Origin of the sequence: Sphingomonas pseudosanguinis (assembly GCF_052056765.1) — a bacterium.
GTDB classification, from domain to species: Bacteria; Pseudomonadota; Alphaproteobacteria; order Sphingomonadales; family Sphingomonadaceae; genus Sphingomonas; species Sphingomonas pseudosanguinis.
The window spans coordinates 3091631-3109125 of sequence record NZ_CP189888.1 but is presented as its reverse complement, the minus strand read 5'-3'; the positions used below and the strand labels follow the sequence as shown (position 1 = coordinate 3109125).

Below are 17495 nucleotides of genomic sequence, written 5' to 3'. Positions count from 1 at the left end.
ACCCGGTCTTCGCCATTGCGGAGAATCGCTGCCCCTTTTAAGCCACAATCTCAAATGGGAGAGGTTTGATGGCTCGGGTTGCAATCGTGACGGGTGGTACGCGCGGTATTGGCGAGGCGATCAGCCTGGCCTTGAAGGACGCCGGCGTCACCGTCGCGGCCAATTATGCCGGTAATGACGAGCGTGCGCGCGAATTCTCGGAGCGCACCGGGATCAAGGCGTATAAGTGGGACGTGGCCGATTATGACGCGGTCCAGGCGGGCGTCGCGCAGGTCGCCGAGGAACTGGGGCCGGTCGACATCGTCGTCAACAATGCGGGCATCACCCGCGACGGCACGCTGCTGAAAATGACCTATCAGATGTGGAAGGAGGTCATGGACACCAACCTCGGCGGTTGCTTCAACATGGCCAAGGCGGTGTTCCCCGGCATGCGCGAGCGTAAGTGGGGGCGGATCGTCAATATCGGCTCGATCAACGGCCAGGCGGGCCAGTACGGCCAGGTCAACTATGCCGCCGCCAAGTCGGGCATCCATGGCTTCACCAAGGCGCTGGCGCAGGAGGGCGCGCGTGTCGGCGTGACCGTCAACGCGATCGCGCCGGGCTATATCGACACCGACATGGTCGCCGCCGTCCCCGCCGACGTGCTGGAAAAGATCGTCGCTAAGATTCCCGTCGGCCGTCTGGGCCAGGCGCACGAGATCGCGCGCGGCGTCGCCTTCCTGTGCTCGGACGAGGCGGGTTTCGTCACCGGCTCGACCCTGTCGATCAACGGCGGCCAGCATATGTATTGAGGCGGATTCCATTCCCCAAGCCGTTCGTGCCGAGCCCTTCGGCTGGCTGGCAAGCCAGCCGCTCAGGATGAACGGAGGTTTTGCAAAATCGTCTCGTGGGGAGGGATAGGACATAAGCAAGAACGCCGGCCTCCCATGGGAGACCGGCGTTCCGTTCTCGATACGCTACGCGAGAAAACTGGGGCGGTGGGGCAGGTACAGGCTCCGCCCGCCCTAACTATTTAGCGGCAATAGCCCGGACGGCCCGACCGCTCGATCGCCCGGCCAGCCAGCGCGCCGCCCGCACCGCCGATCAGCGTGCCCAGCGTGCGATCGCCATCGGTGTCGATGGTGCGACCCAGCAGACCGCCCGCGACCGCGCCGACGATGGTGCCCGTGGTGCCCGAGCGGCGGCACTTGCTCGCCTGATACTCGGCGCGGGCGCCATCGCTGTAACCCCGGTTGTACCGGTCGGCATGATAGGACCGGCGATAGCGATGCGCATCCGCAGCGGTCGCGGGCAGAACAGCGCCGCCGATCATCGCCAGCGTGGTCGCCGCCAGGGTCAGGGTCTTCATCATGGTGTCACTCCCGATACTGTGTTTCGATCGACGGTCCCGTCCGCCGTTGACCCGCTTTTGGGCGATTCGCGTTGAGCGTTTCCTGAATGCCGCCGTTATCCGCCGTTCATGCAAAGGCCGGCGGGACGGATGGTCGGGAAATGGCGGCTGTCCTGTTGCGGCGCAGCGCGTATGAGGCGGCATGCGCGTGCTTCTGTCCTGTCTGTTGCTGCTGGCCTTCGTGCCCGGATGGTCGGGCGAACAGCGGCTGGGCCTACTGGGCCGCGTGCCGCAGATGGAGGCGCGGCCGGTCACGCTCGATCCCCGCGATCCGGCGCGGCGGCGGCTGGGCGCGCTGACCTATCTGGGGGGCGTCAGCCTGCATAGCCGCGACCCGGCCTTTGGCGGCTTCTCTTCGCTGGTGGTGACGGGGGACCGGTTCACCCTGCTGAGCGATGGCGGCAATGTCGTGCAGTTCCGCATGGGGCGGGACTGGCGACCGCATGCGCTGCGCTTCGGCAATCTGCCGGCGGGGCCGAGCATCGGCTGGCAGAAGCAGGACCGCGACAGCGAATCGCTCGCCCGCGATCCGCGGACCGGCGCGCTGTGGGTCGGGTTCGAACGCTATAACCAGATCTGGCGCTATGCGCCCGACTTCACGCGCGCCGAGGGCTATGTCGCGCCGCGCGCCATGGCGGGCTGGCCGCGCAATGGCGGGGCCGAATCGCTGGCGCGGATGCCCGATGGCCGATTCGTCACCATTTCCGAGGAAGCGACCGCGACCAAGGCCGAACGGCGAGGGTTGAAGGTCGCCAGGGCGTTGACGCGACAGGGGCTGATCTTCGCGGGTGACCCTTTGCGCTTTCGCCCGCGCCGCTTCCTCTATCAGGTGTCATCCGACCATGACGTCGCCGATGCCGCCGCGCTGCCCGACGGATCGCTGATCGTCATCGAGCGGCGATTCCGCCTGCCGTTCCGCTTTTCGAATCGGATCATGCTGGTGCCGGCGGATGAAATCGCACCGGGGCGGTTGGCGAAGGGGCGGCTGCTGGCGGAGTTGGATACGCCGCTGATCCACGACAATTTCGAGGGCGTGGCGGTCACGCAGGAGGACGGCGCGACCATGTTGTGGCTGGTATCGGACGACAACCAGACGGTGCTGGAGCGGAGTTACCTGCTGAAATTCCGGTTGGAGGCGTAGGTTTGGGGCATGGCCTTCGACTTCGGCGCCGTGCGCCGAAATTTATCCTGAGCGGCTGGCTTGCCAGCCAGCCGAAGGGCTCAGGCTGAACGGTGTGAGGGGTTGTAGCCATTATTCCAACGCCCGTTCAGCCTGAGCGAAGTCGAAGGCCACGTACGTCACGCAGCCACGAAAATCCGCAAACAACGAAAACCCGCCGCTCCGGAGAGCGGCGGGTTTCGAAACCTCAGGCACGCGGCGCGAAATTACGCGGCGGCGGCTTCGGTCTTGGCGCCGGCCAGCTTCTTCACGACGTCGCGCTTCAGGCGACGGGCGCGCAGCGAAAGCTGGTCGTCCGAGGTCTTCACGAGCCAGTTGTCCAGGCCGCCATTGTGCTCGACCGAGCGCAGGCCGTGGGTCGACACGCGAAGACGCACGCTCTTTTCGAGCGAATCGGAAATCAGCGTGACGTTCTGCAGGTTCGGCAGGAACGTACGCTTGGTCTTGTTGTTGGCGTGGGAAACGTTGTTACCCACCTGCCGGCCCTTGCCGGTCAGCTCGCAAATGCGCGACATGATCGTTATCCTGGTTTCAGGCAATGCCCGGAAAGGCCGCGCGGATAACCCGGACCGGCGTCCACGTCAACCGATTCCCTGTGATCGGCCATGCACGATGGGCCGTGCAACCGCCCCCGGGACGAGGCGTTGTTACGGCAACGAACCTGATGGAGCCAGACCCATGCGCGCCTTTCTCGTCCTCATCGGCATCGTCCTGCTGCTGGCCGCCGGCGCCATGGCGATGGGCTGGATCAGCATCGACCAGACCCGCCCCGCCGTTGTCCAGGCGCCGACCTTCCGCGCCGAAGGGCCCAAAGTGTCGGTCGGCACCACCCAGAAGACGGTCGAAGTGCCTACCGTCTCGGTTCAGAAGCCCACCGAGAACACGCAATAACCACGGAGCCTCGCACACCCTTGCCCGCGCGCATCACGCGGGGCAGGGGGATGTGATGTTCCCGCTGCCCGATCCGATGCGCCTCGCGCTCGATGCCGCTCGTGAAGCGGGACAGGCGGGGGAAGTGCCGGTCGGCGCGGTGGTCATGCGACAGGGCGAGGTCATCGCCACCGGGGCGAATGCGCCCCGCCGTCTGCACGACCCCACCGCCCATGCCGAAATCCAGGCGATTCGCGCCGCCGCCGCTTGGCTGGGCCGCGACCGACTGGAGGATTGCGATCTGTGGGTGACGCTGGAGCCCTGCGCGATGTGCGCCGGGGCCATCGCGCATGCCCGAATCGCACGGCTCTATTATGCGGCCAGCGATCCCAAGGGCGGCGCGGTGGAACATGGCCCGCGCTTCTTCGCCCAGCCGACCTGCCATCACCGGCCCGAGATTTATAGCGGGATGGGCGAGGGGGAGGCGGCCGGTCTGCTCCGCGATTTCTTTACGGCGCGTCGCTGAGCGATCCCGGTCGCATCGACATTCCGATCAAGCCGCCCTCATTCCTCCGCTGCAAGGGGGCGCGAGGAACCTGACCTCTCCCACGGAGAGACACCACTCCATCAGCCTTGCGGCCTGCCACCTCCCCTTGCAGGGGATCGCCGCAAAACGCCAATTCCGCAACGACGCTCTGCAAGGGGAGGAATAGCGTGAATGTCAGCGGGCGCTAACGCCGCTTTCGGTCATGGAAGAAGCGGACCAGGAGCATGGCGACCACGCCGCTTGCGCCACCCACAATGGCCCCGCGGAAGGACGAATGGGGTGCGATGTTCCAGGCATTCAGGATCAGAAGTGCGGAATAGGTCAGCCCACCCGTCAGCAACGCGCCGATCCACAAGGCCATGTGAGACTGTCCGTCCAATCTTTTTGTCATTGTGATTCGCGTTCCTCGTTGGGACGGATGCGTGCCTGTTGAACGCCGGCCGACGTGACGGACGCATGACGGCGCGATGAAGACATGAAAAAGGGCCCGGACGGCATCCCGCCCGAGCCCTTTTCTTCCCATGCAATGCGCGCGCTTAGCGCAGATCACCCTCGCGGATCGGTACGATCTTGATCTCGACGCGGCGGTTGGCGGCGCGGCCGGCATCGGTGTCGTTCGACGCGACCGGCTGCGACTTGCCGAAGCCGCGCGTGCCGATGCGGGCCGGCTGCACCCCGCGCGAGGCGAGATAGTCGGCGACCGCCACCGCGCGGCGCTCGGACAGCGCCTGGTTATAGCTGTCGCTGCCCGTCGAATCGGTGTGGCCGTACACATCGATATAGGTCTGGCGATACTGCGACAGGATGTCGGCGACCTGATCCAGCGTCTGGCGGAACTGCGGCTGCACCGTCGACGAATCATAGCCGAAGGTGATGCCCGACGGCAGGTTCAGCAACAGGTCGTCGCCCTGGCGGACCACCTGGACATCGGTGCCGGCGGTGCGGGCGCGCAGGTCGCGCTCCTGCTTGTCCATATACGCGCCGATGCCGGCGCCGGCGAGGCCGCCAATGCCGGCGCCCAGGATCTTCTCGGTCCGGTCGCGCCGGCCGCCGACCAGATCGCCGAGCAGATAGCCGCCGACCGCGCCGCCCAGGCCGCCGATCGCCGCCTTAGACAGGCGCTGCTGGCCGGTTTCCGGATCGGTGGTGCACGCCGAGGTGGCGACCAGCGCCGACAGCGCGGCCATGGTCAGGAACTTTGCGGACGTCTTCATGCGCATAACCCTTGTTAATGTGTCGCGTCTCTTCCCCCGAAACGCGAACCCGGTGGCGCTTGTTCCGCAAGCGATCTGAACGGAAGATGACGACAGGAGTTGTCGAAGGCTTGTCCGGCCCGCTATGAGCACTCCACACCGATGGCCACGCTGCCCCCCTTTCCCTGGATCGACGTCCTCATCATCCTCGCGCTCGTCGCGTTGAACGGGGCCTTTGCGATGAGCGAACTGGCGATCGTCTCCGCTCGTCGCGCCCGGCTGGAGGGGATGGCTCGGGGCGGGAGCAAGGGCGCGCAGGCCGCGCTGACGTTGGCCGCCGATCCGGGCAAGTTCCTGTCGACGGTCCAGATCGGCATCACCCTGACCGGCATCATCGCCGGCGCCTATTCGGGCGCGAGTCTCGGCACGCCGACGGCGGCGCGGTTGCAGGCGCTGGGCATCGCGCCCGCGACCGCCGCGACCTTGGGCTTCGCGCTGGTGATCGGCCTGACCACCTATGCCTCGCTGATCCTGGGCGAATTGGTCCCGAAGCAGTTCGCGCTGCGCAAGCCCGAGCCGATCGCCGCCTTCGTCGCGCTGCCCATGCGCTGGCTGGCGGTGGGGACCGCGCCGATCGTCTGGGTGCTCGATTCGACCAGCGGCATCATCTTCAAGCTGCTGGGCCTGAACCGCGACAATGAGGATCAGGTGACTGCCGAGGAGCTGCACCTGATCGTCGCCGAGGCGTCCAAGTCCGGCGTGATCGAGGAGCATGAGCGCTCGATCATCTCGGGCGTGGTGCGCCTCGCCGACCGGCCGGTGCGCGAGGTGATGACGCCGCGCACCGAGATCGACTGGCTCGACTGCACGCTGGACGACGAGGCGATTCGCGCCAAGCTGCTCGAAAGCCCGCGCACCCGCCTGCCGGTGGGCGAAGGGTCGATCGACGCGGTGGTCGGCGTGGTCCAGGCACGCGACATCGCCATGGCGCTGTTCCGGGGCGATCCGCTCGACCTCAAGACGCTGATGCGCAAGGCGCCGGTGGTGATCGACCGGATCGACGCGATGGACGTGCTGCTGGCGCTGCGTCAGGCCGAGGTGCCGATGGCGCTGATCCATGACGAGTACGGCCATTTCGAAGGAATCGTGACCCCGTCCGATCTGCTCGCGGCGATCGCGGGCGAGTTCGCCTCAGACGCCGATCCGGGCGACGCGCCCTCGGTGGTGGAGCGCGACGACGGCTCTCTGCTGGTCGCCGGCACCATGGCGGCGGACGCGCTGGCCGACCGGCTGGGCATCGACCTGCCCGATGACCGCGATTACGCGACCGTCGCCGGCCTGGCGCTGGCGGTGTTCCGCCACCTGCCGGCCGAGGGCGAGAGCTTCGTCGAACAGGGCTGGCGCTTCGAGGTGGTCGATCTGGACGGCCGGCGGATCGACAAGCTGCTGGTCAGCGAGGTTTAGGGGCTTTCGGCTTCGGCAGTGGCGGCAGCGCCACGAAGTCGATCCGCTGAAAATCCGCCTGGTTGACGACGAAGATCACCGCAGCGGTACAGCGATAAGGGATGTCGGCCTCGCTGCCGATCGCAGCCGATACCCAGCTTCGACGGGCTTCCCGTAACGTCGCCACCGCAGCGACATCGTCTTTGGGCAAAGTGAAGAGCTGACCCGCAACCGTCATCATACAGATGTCGGGCGGCGTGTGCGCCATCGTGATCGGCAGGGATGCTTCGACGTTTTTGCTGGATGGTGGCGCAGGCAAAGCCATACCGGCCATCGCCAAGATCGAAGGCACGGTGTCGGTCGACCAGAGCATCATGACGGAAAGCTATCAGTGAGTCGAACCATCGGCAATGCGGATCGAAGCAGGGCGCTATATTGACCATTGTTGGTGCATGGAAATGCTGACAGGATGTGACCATGTCGATGATCCTGCCATTTCTGGTTGCCGCCCTATCTGTTTCTGCCGTGCCCTGTGCGGATGGTGACTGGATATTCAAGGCGGGTGATACATCTCTCTTCCGGTTCGGTGTCCACGCTTCACCCCAAGGGTTGAAGGCGACATGGGATCGGCCGCAAGATTTTGACTTTGATAAGGAAAACTTCACGAACGTCACGGGGCCGGTCATCCGCCGCACCGCGATCAAGGTACAGCCGGTGGGTGACGATCTGGAACTGACGTTCGATGATCCCCGGCCGGGCGCGACCCCGGATATCTTTCGTCTACACTGTCTGGCCGATGGGCAGGTCTCGGCCATGTATCAGGGGGTTGCGTTCGAACCCTTTCTTCTCGGCCGCGCCGTGCCCGGGAAGGATGCGCTGGGTCCCTGGACGGCGGGGGGCATCTATCGGCAGAAAATGGACTATCCCACCAACGCCGAGATGTCGGCCATCTTCAAGGCGGATCAGGACGATCGGCGACGACCGAACATCGACTGGTCGGTGGTCGGCCCGGCCGATGCAAAGCGTAAGGCGCGGACGCAGGAACTGCTCGATGCCGGCGCTCTGCACAGCGGCGATGACTTTTACCACGCCGCCTTTCTGTTCCAGCATGGCGATGGGCCGGGCGACTATCTGAAGGCGCATCTGCTGGCGATGATCGCGGCGGCGCGGGGCAAGCCGAAAGCGGTGTGGATCGCCTCGGCGACGCTCGACCGCTATCTTCAGTCGATCGGCAAGCCGCAGGTGCTGGGCACGCAATATAGCATCCCGCGCGGTGGCGCGGTGACGCAGGAGCCCTATGACAAGGCGCTGGTGTCCGACGCGCTGCGTCAGGCATTGCGCGTGCCCTCGCTGGCGGAGCAGGACAAACGCCGGCAGGCGCTGGCCGACGAGGTGGCGGCGGAGGCAAAGACACAGACCGCCGTCTCGCCCAAGCCATGACGCGGGTGGTAAAAATGGTCGAGTGGTGAAACGGGCTTGCCATCATGATGGCATAAGCCCGATCGGTTCGATTCAGGGGGAGGCGCACGATGTTCGATCTGCTTGCACTGGCCGCCGCAGCGCTGACGTCCTGTCCGGTCGAGCGCGCGCATTATATCCTGCGCGATCATCCTGATGTGACCGCCGATTTCCGATCGGTCGCCAGGGACCCGGACTGGCCGAGCGGTCTGGCGCTGGGGGTGCATCACACGGCGTCGGGCAGGACCTTCTGGTGGCTCCCCTGGAATGGCGGCAGCGATGGCCTGCAAAATGTCGCGTCGACCGGGGATGTGACCGCCAAGGGATGGCATCCGCCCGACCCGGACGGCGGCCCCCGGCCCTTTGGCGACCGGCACTATATCGGGACGGATGCCGCCTATCACATTCTGAACGGCGTACCGAACCGGGGCGAGCCGGCACCGGCGCACATGCTGTTTCCCGATTCGGCAGGGTCGCAGGATCACGTCTTCGTCGCCCGACAGTTCTTCGATTTGGCAGGCTGCCGCCCGAAAGGCGGTTAGGCCTCCAGCTGAATATCCCCCGATGCCACGACGCGCGCGATGTGCGGGAGGATGTTCTGAACCGCAAAAGCATGGAGTTCGCTCGACCGCGATGAGCACGCATCCTCGGCGATGACCACGTCATAGGACAGCTCCCACGCCGAACGCGCGGTCGATTCGACGCCCATATTGGTCGAGATGCCCGCGATCACCACGGTGCGCACGCCACGCCGCCGCAGTTGCAGGTCGAGATCGGTGCCGGTGAAGGCGCCCCAGTGATGCTTGCGCACCACGATGTCGCCGGGCTGGCGCAGGTCGGGGACGAACTCGCTGAATTCGGGCGGGGTGCCGCCCGCCGGCAGGCTGGGCCGGTCGACATTCTGACTGGGCATCGTCTCGGGCGTGAAGCCGACATGGACGAGGATGACGGGCGCATCGGCGTCGCGGAAACGCTGCGCCAGCACCTTGGCCGTCTTCACCACCATGTCGCCGGAGCGCGGGCCGCCGGCATGCGGGACGATGCCCTGTTGCAGGTCGATGAGGATCAGGGCAGTGGTGCGGGGATCGAGCATGGTCATGCCCGCTCAACGGCGTCCCCGCCGCGCCGTTCCGTGATCAGAGGCGTCCGAACACCGCCTCGAAGCCCTTGCGATCGCCGGCCGCCAGCAGCCTTGCCTGCTCCAGCCAGCGGTCGCGCGCCATGCGGCCCGAAAACGGGCCGAGCTGCGCGTCGAGCGCCTGCGCCTGCGCCTCGCTCAGTCCCGCCATGTCGCCGACCGTGGTGATGCCGTGTTCGGCCAGCTTCTGGGTCAGCTTGGGACCGAGACCCTTTAGCAGGGTGATGGGCTGATCCTGGGGCCGCACATCCTCGGCGGCGGGCTGCGGTGCGGCCTCGGCGGCGGGGCTGGCGTCCATCGGCGCGGCGGCGGCGACGGGTTCGTCGTGCAGCGGATCGCTGGTGACCGCCGGTTCTTCGGGGACGGCGGGGGCCGGCATGACCGGCGGCGCGGCCGGCACCGGTGCGGGTGTCGGCGCGACGGTCGGTTCGGGGGCGGGAGCGGGGGCAGGGGCAGGGGCCGGCGCAGGCGTCGGGCTCGGCTGGGCAGCCTTAGGCTGCGTCAGTTCGGCCTCGTCCAGCGGCGCGCGGTCGGGCTGGCGCAGGTTCACGCCCGCTTCCTTCGCATTCCGGTCGACCTGGCGCGCGGCATGGGTCCGGCGGCGCTTCAGGCGCATACCGATCAGGATGACCGCGATCGCCGCGATCGCGACCAGCCCGATGAAAACGAAATGGATGGTCGTGATGGCGGCCACGCCATCGGGGATCAGGCTTTCAGCCGGTGCTGCTGTCGTATCGTTCATCGCTTTACCCTATTGTGCCATCGCCCCGATCGCGAGCCCGATCGACGGGCCCAATCGACAGGCCTAGTGCGCGGTTCCCGTAGCGTCCGCTTCGCGCGCGGCCTCGCGCCAGCCGATGTCGCGGCGGCAGAAGCCATCGGGGAAGCGGATCGCATCGACCGCGCGGTACGCGGCGGCCTGCGCCTCGCCCACGGTGGCGGCGCTGGCGGTGACGGCCAGCACGCGGCCGCCGCTGGCGACCAGCTGTTCGCCCTGCATCTTGGTGCCCGCCTGGAACACCACCGCACCGGTCGCCTCGGCGGCGTCGATCGCGTCGATGGACCCACCCGCCTTGGGCGTGCCGGGATAGCCCGCCGCCGCCATCACGACGGTCAGCGCGGGATCGTCCGAGAAAGCCGGTGCGGGTAGCTCGGCCAGCCGCCCTTCGGCCACCGCCAGCATCACCGCCAGCAGATCGCCCTGGAAACGCAGCATCAGCACCTGGCATTCGGGATCGCCGAAGCGGGCATTGTATTCGATCAGCTTCGGCCCCTGCTCGGTCAGCATCAGCCCGGCATAGAGCACGCCCGAGAACGGCGTCCCCTCGGCGCGCAAGCGTTCGACGGTCGGCCGCACGATCCGCTCGATCGCCTGGGCTTCCAGCTCGGGCGTCAGGACACGCGCGGGGCTATAGGCGCCCATGCCGCCGGTATTGGGGCCGGTATCGCCGTCGCCGACGCGCTTGTGGTCCTGCGCCGAGCCGAAGGGCAGGAGCGCCTCGCCATCGGTCAGGACGAAGAGGCTCGCTTCCTCGCCCTCCAGGAATTCCTCGATCACGACTTCGGCGCCGGGGACCGAGAATAGGTCGGTGATCGCGGCTTCGGCCTCGGCCTTGGTGAAGGCGACGGTCACGCCCTTGCCCGCCGCCAGGCCATCGGCCTTGATGACGACCGGCAGGCCGAAGGTGCTGGCGAGCGCTCCTCGCGCCTCCGCCAGCGTGTTCACCCTGACATAACCGGCGGTCGGGATGTCGGCGCGGCGGCACAGGTCCTTGGTGAAGCCCTTCGATCCCTCCAGCTGCGCTGCGGCCTTGCTCGGCCCGAACACCGGTACGCCCTCGGCACGCAGCGAATCGGCCAGGCCATCGACCAGCGGTGCCTCGGGGCCGACCACGACCAGGCCGATGGCGTGGTCCTTCACGAACGCCACCACGGCGGCGTGATCGGTCGCGTTCAGCGCAACACAGGTCGCATGGGCGGCGATACCGGGGTTGCCGGGCGCGGCGTAGAGCGTATCTAACCCGTTCGACTGTGCCAGCTTCCACGCCAATGCGTGTTCGCGGCCGCCCGATCCCAGCAGCAGGACGTTCATGCCCGATCCTTATCCCTATGACGAAAGTGCAAGGCTGGTAGCCGAGGAGATCGCCGGCGACAACGCGCTCGCGCTATCGGTCGGCGAACTCAGCCTGAAGCTGAAGCGGATGGTCGAGGGCGAATTCGGCCATGTCCGCCTGCGCGGCGAGATTTCCGGGTATAAGCGCGCCACCTCGGGCCATGTCTATATGAGCCTGAAGGACGAGAATGCCGTCATCGACGCGGTGATGTGGAAGGGGGCGGCGAACACGTTGCCCTTCCAGCCGCAGGACGGGGTGGAGGTGATCGCCACCGGCCGCCTGACCACCTTCCCCGGCCGCTCCAAATACCAGATCGTCGTCGAGCGGATGGAGCTGGCGGGTGCGGGCGCGCTGATGGCGCTGTTCGAGAAGCTGAAGGCGAAACTGGCGGACGAGGGACTGTTCGCCCGTGAGCGCAAGAAGCTGCTGCCCTTCATGCCGCCGGTGATTGGCGTCGTCACCTCGCCCACGGGCGCGGTGATCCGCGACATCCTCCACCGGCTGGAGGATCGCTGCCCGACCCATGTCATCGTCTGGCCGGTCAAGGTGCAGGGCGCCGGCTCGGCGGACGAGGTCGCCGCGGCGATCCGGGGTTTCGACGCGATTGCGCCCGGCGGCCCGGTGCCGCGCCCCGACCTGGTCATCGTCGCACGCGGTGGCGGTTCGATCGAGGATCTCTGGTCGTTCAATGAAGAGGTGGTGGTGCGCGCGGTGGCGGACTGCGCGATCCCGATCATCTCGGCGGTCGGGCATGAGACCGACACTACGCTGTGCGACTATGCCGCCGATCTGCGTGCACCGACCCCCACGGCGGCGGCGGAGATCGCGGTGCCGGTGCTCGCCGACCTGCGCCTGACCGTCGCCAGCCATCGCCAGCGCACTGAACGCTGCGCGCGCCGCTATGTAGAGCGGGGACGCGAACGACTCGATGCGATGGCGCGGCTCCTCCCCAAGCGCGACCAACTGCTCGGGCCCCAGCGCCAGCGTGCCGACGAAGCGGGTGCGCGGCTTGATCGCGGTCTGGAGCGGCGGGTGACGCTGGCGCGCGGTGGCCTCGACCGGGCGGGCGCGGCGCTGCGGCCCGCCATCCTGGAGCGGCAGGTCGAGCGCGGCCGCGACCGGCTCGCCGCGACCTGGCGGCTGGTCCAGTCGCTCAACCCCGACCGCATCCTGGAGCGCGGCTATGCCCGGATCACCGCGCGACCGGGCGGCGAGACCTTGTCCTCGGCTGAGGCGGCGCGGGCGGCCGACACGCTCACCTTGCGGTTCCGCGACGGCACGGTCGATGTCGCGGTAGATCAGGCCGGACTTGAGCGCCCCGCACCCAAAACCTATGACAAGCCCAAGCGGGAGCCGAAGGCCGATCCGTCCCAGCCCAGCCAGCCCACGCTCCTCTGATCCAAGGCAGACCCATGTTGATGTCGAACACCGATCGCCCCGCGCGGCTCCACTATCTGGCCAATGGCTTTCGCGTCCTGTCGCCGGGCGATCATGTCGTCTGCGCGGTGACCGGGCGGCGCATCGCGCTCGAGGACCTGAAATATTGGAGCGCCGAGCGGCAGGAAGCCTATGCTGACGCGCACGCCACCGCGCAGGTGCTCGGCCCCCGATGAAGATCGGGCGCGGGTTCGCGCTGGCGCTGCTGGCGGCGGGGCTGGCTCCGGCATCGGTACTGGTCGCGCAGAGCGCTGCTCCCCAGTCCGCGTTCCGCTGGACCGGAGAGCTTAGCCAGGGCGGGTTGATCCGCGGGCAGGCGTCGGCCGGTACCGTCTCGCTGACCCTCGACGGACAGGATGTGCCGCTGACGCCGGAGGCCGCGTTCCTGATCGGCTTCGATCGGGATGCCGGCCCCCAGGCTGAGCTGGTCGCAACGCTCTCGGATGGCCGCCAGATGCGTCAGAGCCTGAGCGTCGCCCCGCGCGCCTGGCGGATCGAGCGGCTCGACCGCCTGCCCAAATATCCCGTCCCCGATCCCGAATTCCAGCGGCTGCGCCCGCCCGAGCTCGAGCAGATCCGCGCCGCCCGCGCCGAGACGACCGATGCGCAAGGCTGGCGCCAGCCGCTGCAATGGCCGGTCAGGGGCCGCATTTCGGGCCTGTTCGGCGCGCAACGCATCTATCGCGGCGAGCCGGGCAGCTATCATTCGGGCACCGACATCGCCGCCGCCACCGGCACCATCGTCCGCGCGCCGGCCGATGGCGTGGTGATCCTGGCCGCCGACCAGCCCTTCACGCTGGAGGGGCATCTGCTGATGCTCGACCATGGCCAGGGCCTCAACAGCGCCTTTCTGCACCTGTCGCGCATCGATGTCCGCCCCGGCGAGCATGTCCGCCAGGGCCAGCCGATCGGCGCCGTCGGCGCCACCGGCCGCGCCACCGGTCCCCACCTCCACTGGAGCCTGCAATGGCGCGGCCGCAAGCTCGACCCGCTGCTGGTGACGGGGCCGATGGGGTGAGGATACGCCGTTAGCGAATGCGTTTGGCGCCGACCGAGCGGCCACCTTCGACGGACAGGCGATAGCTGCCGAACGCCCCTTCCTTGATCGTGACGGCAGCGCCGGCCTTGGGCGGAAAATTCAACGCCTCTATCGTCTGCCAGACCGATCCATTGGCCAGCTGTATGTCGAACCGGCCATAGGCCTTAGCGGGCATGGCGGTGATGACCTTGCTGTCCAGTTGGCGGACTTCGGTCGATGCATCAGCGTCGCCGCCGCCGAACATCTCGCTGGTCGGCGTGATCAGGCCAAAACGCTGCTGTTTGCGCGCGACCACGGTCTTTCGGTCGAGGATCATCAGATCGCCCGATGCCCGTGCGTTTGAGGCGCTTTCCGCCGCGCGATCAAAACAGGCCAGCCGCGTCGCCGCTTCGCGGATCGTGCGGCAGCCGATCAGGTCGTCGATCGCCCCGGAGCGATCCTTCCCGTTTTGCGCGCAAACGGCCGCGGGTATCAGTAGCGCGGCCAAGGGTAACGATTTTAATGGGTTCGGCATATTTCGATCCTTTCCTTCTGCCGTAGCGCAACATTGCCGACCTTTATGTGACCCTTTTGTCACATCATGCATAAAGATGATCATGTCGGTCAAAGGGGGCTCGCTTTACGTTTGCGCCCGGAGCGGCCCCGTTTGTAATGAAATGGCAACGCTCGGATATTTTCGAGTGGCAAACGTCAGGTCACAAGGCCGGCTAAAAGGGGTTAACTCTATGAAAACAAACGCTCGCGTGCGTCTGCTCGCCTCGACGCTGCTGATGGGGGCAGGTTTCGTCGCCACGTCCGCCCAGGCTCAGGTCATCGCGCAGGATCAGGCCGTCGAACAGACCAATGCCGATGGCTCGCCCGTCACCACCGAAACCAGCCAGGGTGATATCGTCGTCACCGGCACGCTGATCCGCAATCCGAACCTCGTTTCGTCGAGCCCGGTCGCGGTCGTGGGTCGCGAGGAACTGACGCTGCGTCAGACCAACACCGCTGAAGAAGTGCTGCGTCAGCTGCCCGGCGCGGTGCCCAGCATCGGTACCGCCGTCAACAACGGCAATGGCGGCGCGTCGTTCGTCAACCTGCGCAACCTGGGTTCGAACCGCAACCTCGTCCTGCTTGATGGCAAGCGCATCGCGACTGCCGGCCTCGCTGGCCAGACCGACCTCAACAACATTCCGCTCGCGCTTCTCGAGCGCATGGACGTCCTGACAGGTGGTGCGTCGACCACGTACGGCGCGGACGCGGTGTCGGGCGTCGTCAACTTCGTCACCCGTTCCGACTTTGCGGGCGTCGACGCGTCGGCCAGCCAGCAGATTTCGCAGCGTGGTGACGGCAACTATTTCCGTGCGGACCTGACCATCGGTGCGAACTTCGACGATGGCCGTGGGAATGCGGTGTTCAGCGTCGGCTATCAGGAAGCCGATCCGATCTATCAGGGCGATCGCCCCTATGCGTCGAGCACGATCAGCTCGACCACCGGTCGCGCCGCTGGCGGTTCGCCGACCTCGGTCCCGGCGTCGTTCGGCTTGGCGGGCCAGTCGGCCCTGCTCCAGATCGATCCGAACAATACCAGCCTGGTCCCGGCGTATCAGGACTTCAACTTCAGCCCGTACAACATCTTCTTCACGCCGTTTAAGCGTTACAACATGTATGGTGCGGGCCATTACGACGTGTCGGATACTGTCACGCTCTATACCCGTGGCCTGTTTTCGAAGAACCGCGTGTCGACGATCATCGCGCCGTCGGGCATCTTCGCCGAATCGCTGACTGTCCCGGGCAATAATCCATATCTGCCCGCCGGTATTCGTGATCAGTTCTGCAGCGCCGCCGGTATTGCCCTCGGTACGGCCTGTAACACCAATGCCGCCATCCCGATGCCGGAAGTCTATCGTCGCACGGTCGAAGTCGGCCCGCGTATCAGCGAGTATCAGACGACCCTGTTCGACTACACCGCCGGTATCCGTCTGAACATGACCAAGTCGCTGGTCCTCGACGTCTATGGTTCGTATGGCGAGAGCGAGAACGTTCAGACCCAGTCGGGTTATGTGCTGAAGTCGCGCGTGCAGCAGGCGCTGAACGCCACCAACACCACGAGCTGCCTCAACACGGCCAATGGCTGCGTCCCGCTCAACCTGTTCGGTCAGGCTGGTAGCATCAGTGCCGCACAGGCCGGGTTCCTGAACGGCCAGAGCACCGTCACCAACAAGACTCAGCTGTCCCAGGCGCATGCGTTGCTGAGCGGTGACTTCGGTTTCACGTCGCCTGCAGCGTCAACCCCGATCAGCTTTGCGGCGGGTGCGGAGTATCGTGACTATCGTGCACAGCGTATCCCTGACGCCTATGCACTGGTTCCCGGTGAGCTGGGCGGCGCGGGCGGTGCGGTCCTGCCGGTCAATGGCGGCTTCAACGTAACCGAATTTTTCGGCGAAATAATCGCGCCGCTGGTCGAGGACAAGCCGTTCTTCCAAAGCTTGACCGTCGAAGGCGGTATCCGCCAGTCGCGATACAAGATCGACGCGGCGGGTAACCCTAGCTTCAACGCTACGACTTGGAAGGCGGGCGGCAGCTGGGAGCCGATCACGGACCTGAAGCTGCGTGGCAACTACCAACGCGCGGTGCGCGCGCCCAACGTCAGCGAACTGTTCGATCCGGTGTCGACCTATCTGGTCAACCTCACTGTCGACCCATGTGCGGGTGCGGGACCGACCACCAATGCCAATCTGCGCGCCATCTGTGTGGCACAGGGAGCTCCGGCGGCGGTGATCGGCTCGATCCTGAGCCCGGCTTCGGGGCAGCCGAACGCCACCGGTGGCGGCAACCCGAACATCCGTCCGGAAGTCGCCGACACCTTCACTGTCGGTGCGATCCTGACTCCGCGTACGCTGGTCGAAGGGCTGACCATCAGCGTCGACTATTTTAATATCAAGGTGAATCAGGCGATCACCGCTGCCACCCCGGCAGACATTCTGGCCGCTTGCTTCGGTAACATCACTGCGGCTTCGGCGACGTCGACGGCCTGCACCAGCATCCGCCGCTCGACCGCCACTGGTCGTTTGAGCGGTTCGACGGCAACGGTGGCGGGTCTGCCGCAGCCGCTGACCAACCTCGGCCGGATTGCAACCGACGGTATCGATCTTGGTGTCGACTATCGCCGCGATCTGGGCTTTGCGAAGCTGAACCTGAACTTCCAGGGCACTTGGACGAACAGCAACACCTTCCAGGCCTCGCCGAGCTCGGTCGTTCGCGAATGCGTCGGCTATTATAGCGCCAACTGCCTGACCATCCAGCCGAAGTTCGCCTGGAACCAGCGCACCACGCTGACCTTCGGTGATGTCGACCTGTCGCTGCTGTGGCGCCATATCGACACCGTCCGCTATGAGCCGGGCCTGACCCCGCTCTTCTCAGGTGCGATCACGGGCAACACCCCGATCGCGGGCCAGAACTGGAACTTCAACCGGATCAAGGCCTATAACTACCTCGACCTGGGCACGCGCATCCGCGCTGCCGAGAATTTCGAGTTCACGATCCTGGTCACCAACCTGCTCGACAAGCAGCCGCCGATTGTCGGCTCGAACGCCGGTTCGACCTCGTACAACAGCGGCAACACCTATCCGTCGACCTATGACGCGGTGGGCCGTGGCTTCCGCGTGGGTGCGCGCGTCCACTTCTGATCGGACGTTCGCGAC

General features: G+C 66.4%; 20 protein-coding genes. 11 read left to right on the top strand and 9 right to left on the bottom strand.

Annotation, left to right across the window (positions count from 1 at the left end):
• The first annotated feature begins 68 nt into the window (after positions 1-68).
• Positions 69-791 carry an acetoacetyl-CoA reductase gene (gene phbB / locus ACQHGV_RS14175; RefSeq protein ID WP_183949793.1) on the top strand — a complete coding sequence of 241 codons (723 nt, stop codon included), beginning with the start codon at positions 69-71 and terminating at the stop codon, positions 789-791.
• Positions 792-1012: 221 nt separating this feature from the next.
• Here the strand turns inward: phbB and ACQHGV_RS14170 are convergent, their stop codons facing one another.
• Positions 1013-1351: a glycine zipper 2TM domain-containing protein gene (locus ACQHGV_RS14170; protein WP_183949795.1), complete on the bottom strand. Its 339-nt coding sequence runs from the start codon at positions 1349-1351 to the stop codon at positions 1013-1015.
• A gap of 181 nt (positions 1352-1532) precedes the next feature.
• Between ACQHGV_RS14170 and ACQHGV_RS14165 the strand changes: the two genes are divergently transcribed.
• Entirely contained in the window at positions 1533-2531 is a 999-nt protein-coding gene (locus ACQHGV_RS14165; protein WP_440978684.1) for an esterase-like activity of phytase family protein, read from the top strand.
• 245 nt (positions 2532-2776) lie between these two features.
• Here ACQHGV_RS14165 and rpmB read toward each other — a convergent pair whose 3' ends face one another.
• On the bottom strand, positions 2777-3085 hold the full coding sequence (gene rpmB, locus ACQHGV_RS14160; RefSeq protein WP_183949799.1) for a 50S ribosomal protein L28: 309 nt from the start codon (positions 3083-3085) through the stop codon (positions 2777-2779).
• Between the two features lie 163 nt (positions 3086-3248).
• On the opposite strand from rpmB, the gene ACQHGV_RS14155 reads away from it, so the two are divergent.
• Both ACQHGV_RS14155 and ACQHGV_RS14150 read left to right on the top strand, forming a co-directional pair.
• The gene (locus tag ACQHGV_RS14155) at positions 3249-3461 is read left to right on the top strand and encodes a hypothetical protein (protein ID WP_440978683.1); all 213 of its coding nucleotides are present in this window, start codon (positions 3249-3251) and stop codon (positions 3459-3461) included.
• A 55-nt stretch (positions 3462-3516) separates the two neighbouring features.
• Positions 3517-3966, top strand: a complete 450-nt coding sequence (locus ACQHGV_RS14150; protein ID WP_440978682.1) for a nucleoside deaminase — start codon at positions 3517-3519, stop codon at positions 3964-3966.
• A gap of 205 nt (positions 3967-4171) precedes the next feature.
• Here the strand turns inward: ACQHGV_RS14150 and ACQHGV_RS14145 are convergent, their stop codons facing one another.
• A complete protein-coding gene (locus ACQHGV_RS14145) occupies positions 4172-4348 on the bottom strand; it encodes a hypothetical protein (protein WP_440978681.1) in 177 nt (58 codons plus the stop codon).
• A gap of 175 nt (positions 4349-4523) precedes the next feature.
• Positions 4524-5201 (bottom strand): OmpA family protein, encoded by a 678-nt coding sequence (locus tag ACQHGV_RS14140; RefSeq protein WP_183949805.1) that lies wholly within the window; start codon positions 5199-5201, stop codon positions 4524-4526.
• Positions 5202-5342: 141 nt separating this feature from the next.
• Between ACQHGV_RS14140 and ACQHGV_RS14135 the strand changes: the two genes are divergently transcribed.
• Positions 5343-6644 carry a hemolysin family protein gene (locus ACQHGV_RS14135; RefSeq protein ID WP_183949807.1) on the top strand — a complete coding sequence of 434 codons (1302 nt, stop codon included), beginning with the start codon at positions 5343-5345 and terminating at the stop codon, positions 6642-6644.
• Here ACQHGV_RS14135 and ACQHGV_RS14130 read toward each other — a convergent pair.
• Positions 6631-6999, bottom strand: coding sequence for a hypothetical protein (locus ACQHGV_RS14130; protein ID WP_440978680.1), 369 nt, complete (start codon positions 6997-6999; stop codon positions 6631-6633). The two genes, ACQHGV_RS14135 and ACQHGV_RS14130, sit on opposite strands and share 14 nt — an antisense overlap.
• Positions 7000-7337: 338 nt before the next feature.
• On the opposite strand from ACQHGV_RS14130, the gene ACQHGV_RS14125 reads away from it, so the two are divergent.
• Positions 7338-8063: a hypothetical protein gene (locus ACQHGV_RS14125; protein ID WP_440978679.1), complete on the top strand. Its 726-nt coding sequence runs from the start codon at positions 7338-7340 to the stop codon at positions 8061-8063.
• Positions 8064-8152: 89 nt separating this feature from the next.
• Positions 8153-8623: a hypothetical protein gene (locus ACQHGV_RS14120; protein WP_440978678.1), complete on the top strand. Its 471-nt coding sequence runs from the start codon at positions 8153-8155 to the stop codon at positions 8621-8623.
• On the opposite strand, the gene ACQHGV_RS14115 is transcribed toward ACQHGV_RS14120, so the two are convergent.
• The 3 genes from ACQHGV_RS14115 to purD all read right to left on the bottom strand — a co-directional run bounded on the left by ACQHGV_RS14115 (position 8620) and on the right by purD (position 11311).
• The gene (locus ACQHGV_RS14115) at positions 8620-9180 is read right to left on the bottom strand and encodes a hydrolase (protein ID WP_440978677.1); all 561 of its coding nucleotides are present in this window, start codon (positions 9178-9180) and stop codon (positions 8620-8622) included. The two genes, ACQHGV_RS14120 and ACQHGV_RS14115, sit on opposite strands and share 4 nt — an antisense overlap.
• 37 nt (positions 9181-9217) lie before the next feature.
• Positions 9218-9961, bottom strand: coding sequence for a hypothetical protein (locus ACQHGV_RS14110; protein ID WP_440978676.1), 744 nt, complete (start codon positions 9959-9961; stop codon positions 9218-9220).
• Between the two features lie 63 nt (positions 9962-10024).
• The gene (gene purD / locus ACQHGV_RS14105; RefSeq protein WP_440978675.1) at positions 10025-11311 is read right to left on the bottom strand and encodes a phosphoribosylamine--glycine ligase; all 1287 of its coding nucleotides are present in this window, start codon (positions 11309-11311) and stop codon (positions 10025-10027) included.
• Here purD and xseA point away from each other — a divergent pair.
• The 3 genes from xseA to ACQHGV_RS14090 are packed head-to-tail and all read left to right on the top strand — an operon-like array spanning position 11310 to position 13788.
• Positions 11310-12731 (top strand): exodeoxyribonuclease VII large subunit, encoded by a 1422-nt coding sequence (gene xseA / locus ACQHGV_RS14100; protein WP_440978674.1) that lies wholly within the window; start codon positions 11310-11312, stop codon positions 12729-12731. The two genes, purD and xseA, sit on opposite strands and share 2 nt — an antisense overlap.
• A gap of 14 nt (positions 12732-12745) precedes the next feature.
• A complete protein-coding gene (locus ACQHGV_RS14095; protein WP_409788777.1) occupies positions 12746-12946 on the top strand; it encodes a DUF2093 domain-containing protein in 201 nt (66 codons plus the stop codon).
• Positions 12943-13788: a M23 family metallopeptidase gene (locus ACQHGV_RS14090; protein WP_440978673.1), complete on the top strand. Its 846-nt coding sequence runs from the start codon at positions 12943-12945 to the stop codon at positions 13786-13788. Before ACQHGV_RS14095 ends, ACQHGV_RS14090 begins: the two co-directional genes overlap by 4 nt.
• A gap of 10 nt (positions 13789-13798) precedes the next feature.
• Here ACQHGV_RS14090 and ACQHGV_RS14085 read toward each other — a convergent pair whose 3' ends face one another.
• Positions 13799-14416: a hypothetical protein gene (locus ACQHGV_RS14085; RefSeq protein ID WP_440978672.1), complete on the bottom strand. Its 618-nt coding sequence runs from the start codon at positions 14414-14416 to the stop codon at positions 13799-13801.
• Positions 14417-14534: 118 nt separating this feature from the next.
• Here ACQHGV_RS14085 and ACQHGV_RS14080 point away from each other — a divergent pair, with 118 nt between their 5' ends.
• Positions 14535-17480, top strand: a complete 2946-nt coding sequence (locus tag ACQHGV_RS14080; RefSeq protein ID WP_440978671.1) for a TonB-dependent receptor domain-containing protein — start codon at positions 14535-14537, stop codon at positions 17478-17480.
• Positions 17481-17495 lie beyond the last annotated feature (15 nt).

Excerpts from the sequence above, each read along its gene's own strand:
- phbB (WP_183949793.1), top strand. The coding sequence starts at position 69 with ATGGCTCGGGTTGCAATCGTGACGGGTGGTACGCGCGGTATTGGCGAG.
- ACQHGV_RS14170 (WP_183949795.1), bottom strand. The coding sequence starts at position 1,351 with ATGATGAAGACCCTGACCCTGGCGGCGACCACGCTGGCGATGATCGGC.
- ACQHGV_RS14165 (WP_440978684.1), top strand. The coding sequence starts at position 1,533 with ATGCGCGTGCTTCTGTCCTGTCTGTTGCTGCTGGCCTTCGTGCCCGGA.
- rpmB (WP_183949799.1), bottom strand. The coding sequence starts at position 3,085 with ATGTCGCGCATTTGCGAGCTGACCGGCAAGGGCCGGCAGGTGGGTAAC.
- ACQHGV_RS14155 (WP_440978683.1), top strand. The coding sequence starts at position 3,249 with ATGCGCGCCTTTCTCGTCCTCATCGGCATCGTCCTGCTGCTGGCCGCC.
- ACQHGV_RS14150 (WP_440978682.1), top strand. The coding sequence starts at position 3,517 with ATGTTCCCGCTGCCCGATCCGATGCGCCTCGCGCTCGATGCCGCTCGT.
- ACQHGV_RS14145 (WP_440978681.1), bottom strand. The coding sequence starts at position 4,348 with ATGGCCTTGTGGATCGGCGCGTTGCTGACGGGTGGGCTGACCTATTCC.
- ACQHGV_RS14140 (WP_183949805.1), bottom strand. The coding sequence starts at position 5,201 with ATGAAGACGTCCGCAAAGTTCCTGACCATGGCCGCGCTGTCGGCGCTG.
- ACQHGV_RS14135 (WP_183949807.1), top strand. The coding sequence starts at position 5,343 with ATGGCCACGCTGCCCCCCTTTCCCTGGATCGACGTCCTCATCATCCTC.
- ACQHGV_RS14130 (WP_440978680.1), bottom strand. The coding sequence starts at position 6,999 with ATGATGCTCTGGTCGACCGACACCGTGCCTTCGATCTTGGCGATGGCC.
- ACQHGV_RS14120 (WP_440978678.1), top strand. The coding sequence starts at position 8,153 with ATGTTCGATCTGCTTGCACTGGCCGCCGCAGCGCTGACGTCCTGTCCG.
- ACQHGV_RS14115 (WP_440978677.1), bottom strand. The coding sequence starts at position 9,180 with ATGACCATGCTCGATCCCCGCACCACTGCCCTGATCCTCATCGACCTG.
- ACQHGV_RS14110 (WP_440978676.1), bottom strand. The coding sequence starts at position 9,961 with ATGAACGATACGACAGCAGCACCGGCTGAAAGCCTGATCCCCGATGGC.
- xseA (WP_440978674.1), top strand. The coding sequence starts at position 11,310 with ATGCCCGATCCTTATCCCTATGACGAAAGTGCAAGGCTGGTAGCCGAG.
- purD (WP_440978675.1), bottom strand. The coding sequence starts at position 11,311 with ATGAACGTCCTGCTGCTGGGATCGGGCGGCCGCGAACACGCATTGGCG.
- ACQHGV_RS14095 (WP_409788777.1), top strand. The coding sequence starts at position 12,746 with ATGTTGATGTCGAACACCGATCGCCCCGCGCGGCTCCACTATCTGGCC.
- ACQHGV_RS14090 (WP_440978673.1), top strand. The coding sequence starts at position 12,943 with ATGAAGATCGGGCGCGGGTTCGCGCTGGCGCTGCTGGCGGCGGGGCTG.
- ACQHGV_RS14080 (WP_440978671.1), top strand. The coding sequence starts at position 14,535 with ATGAAAACAAACGCTCGCGTGCGTCTGCTCGCCTCGACGCTGCTGATG.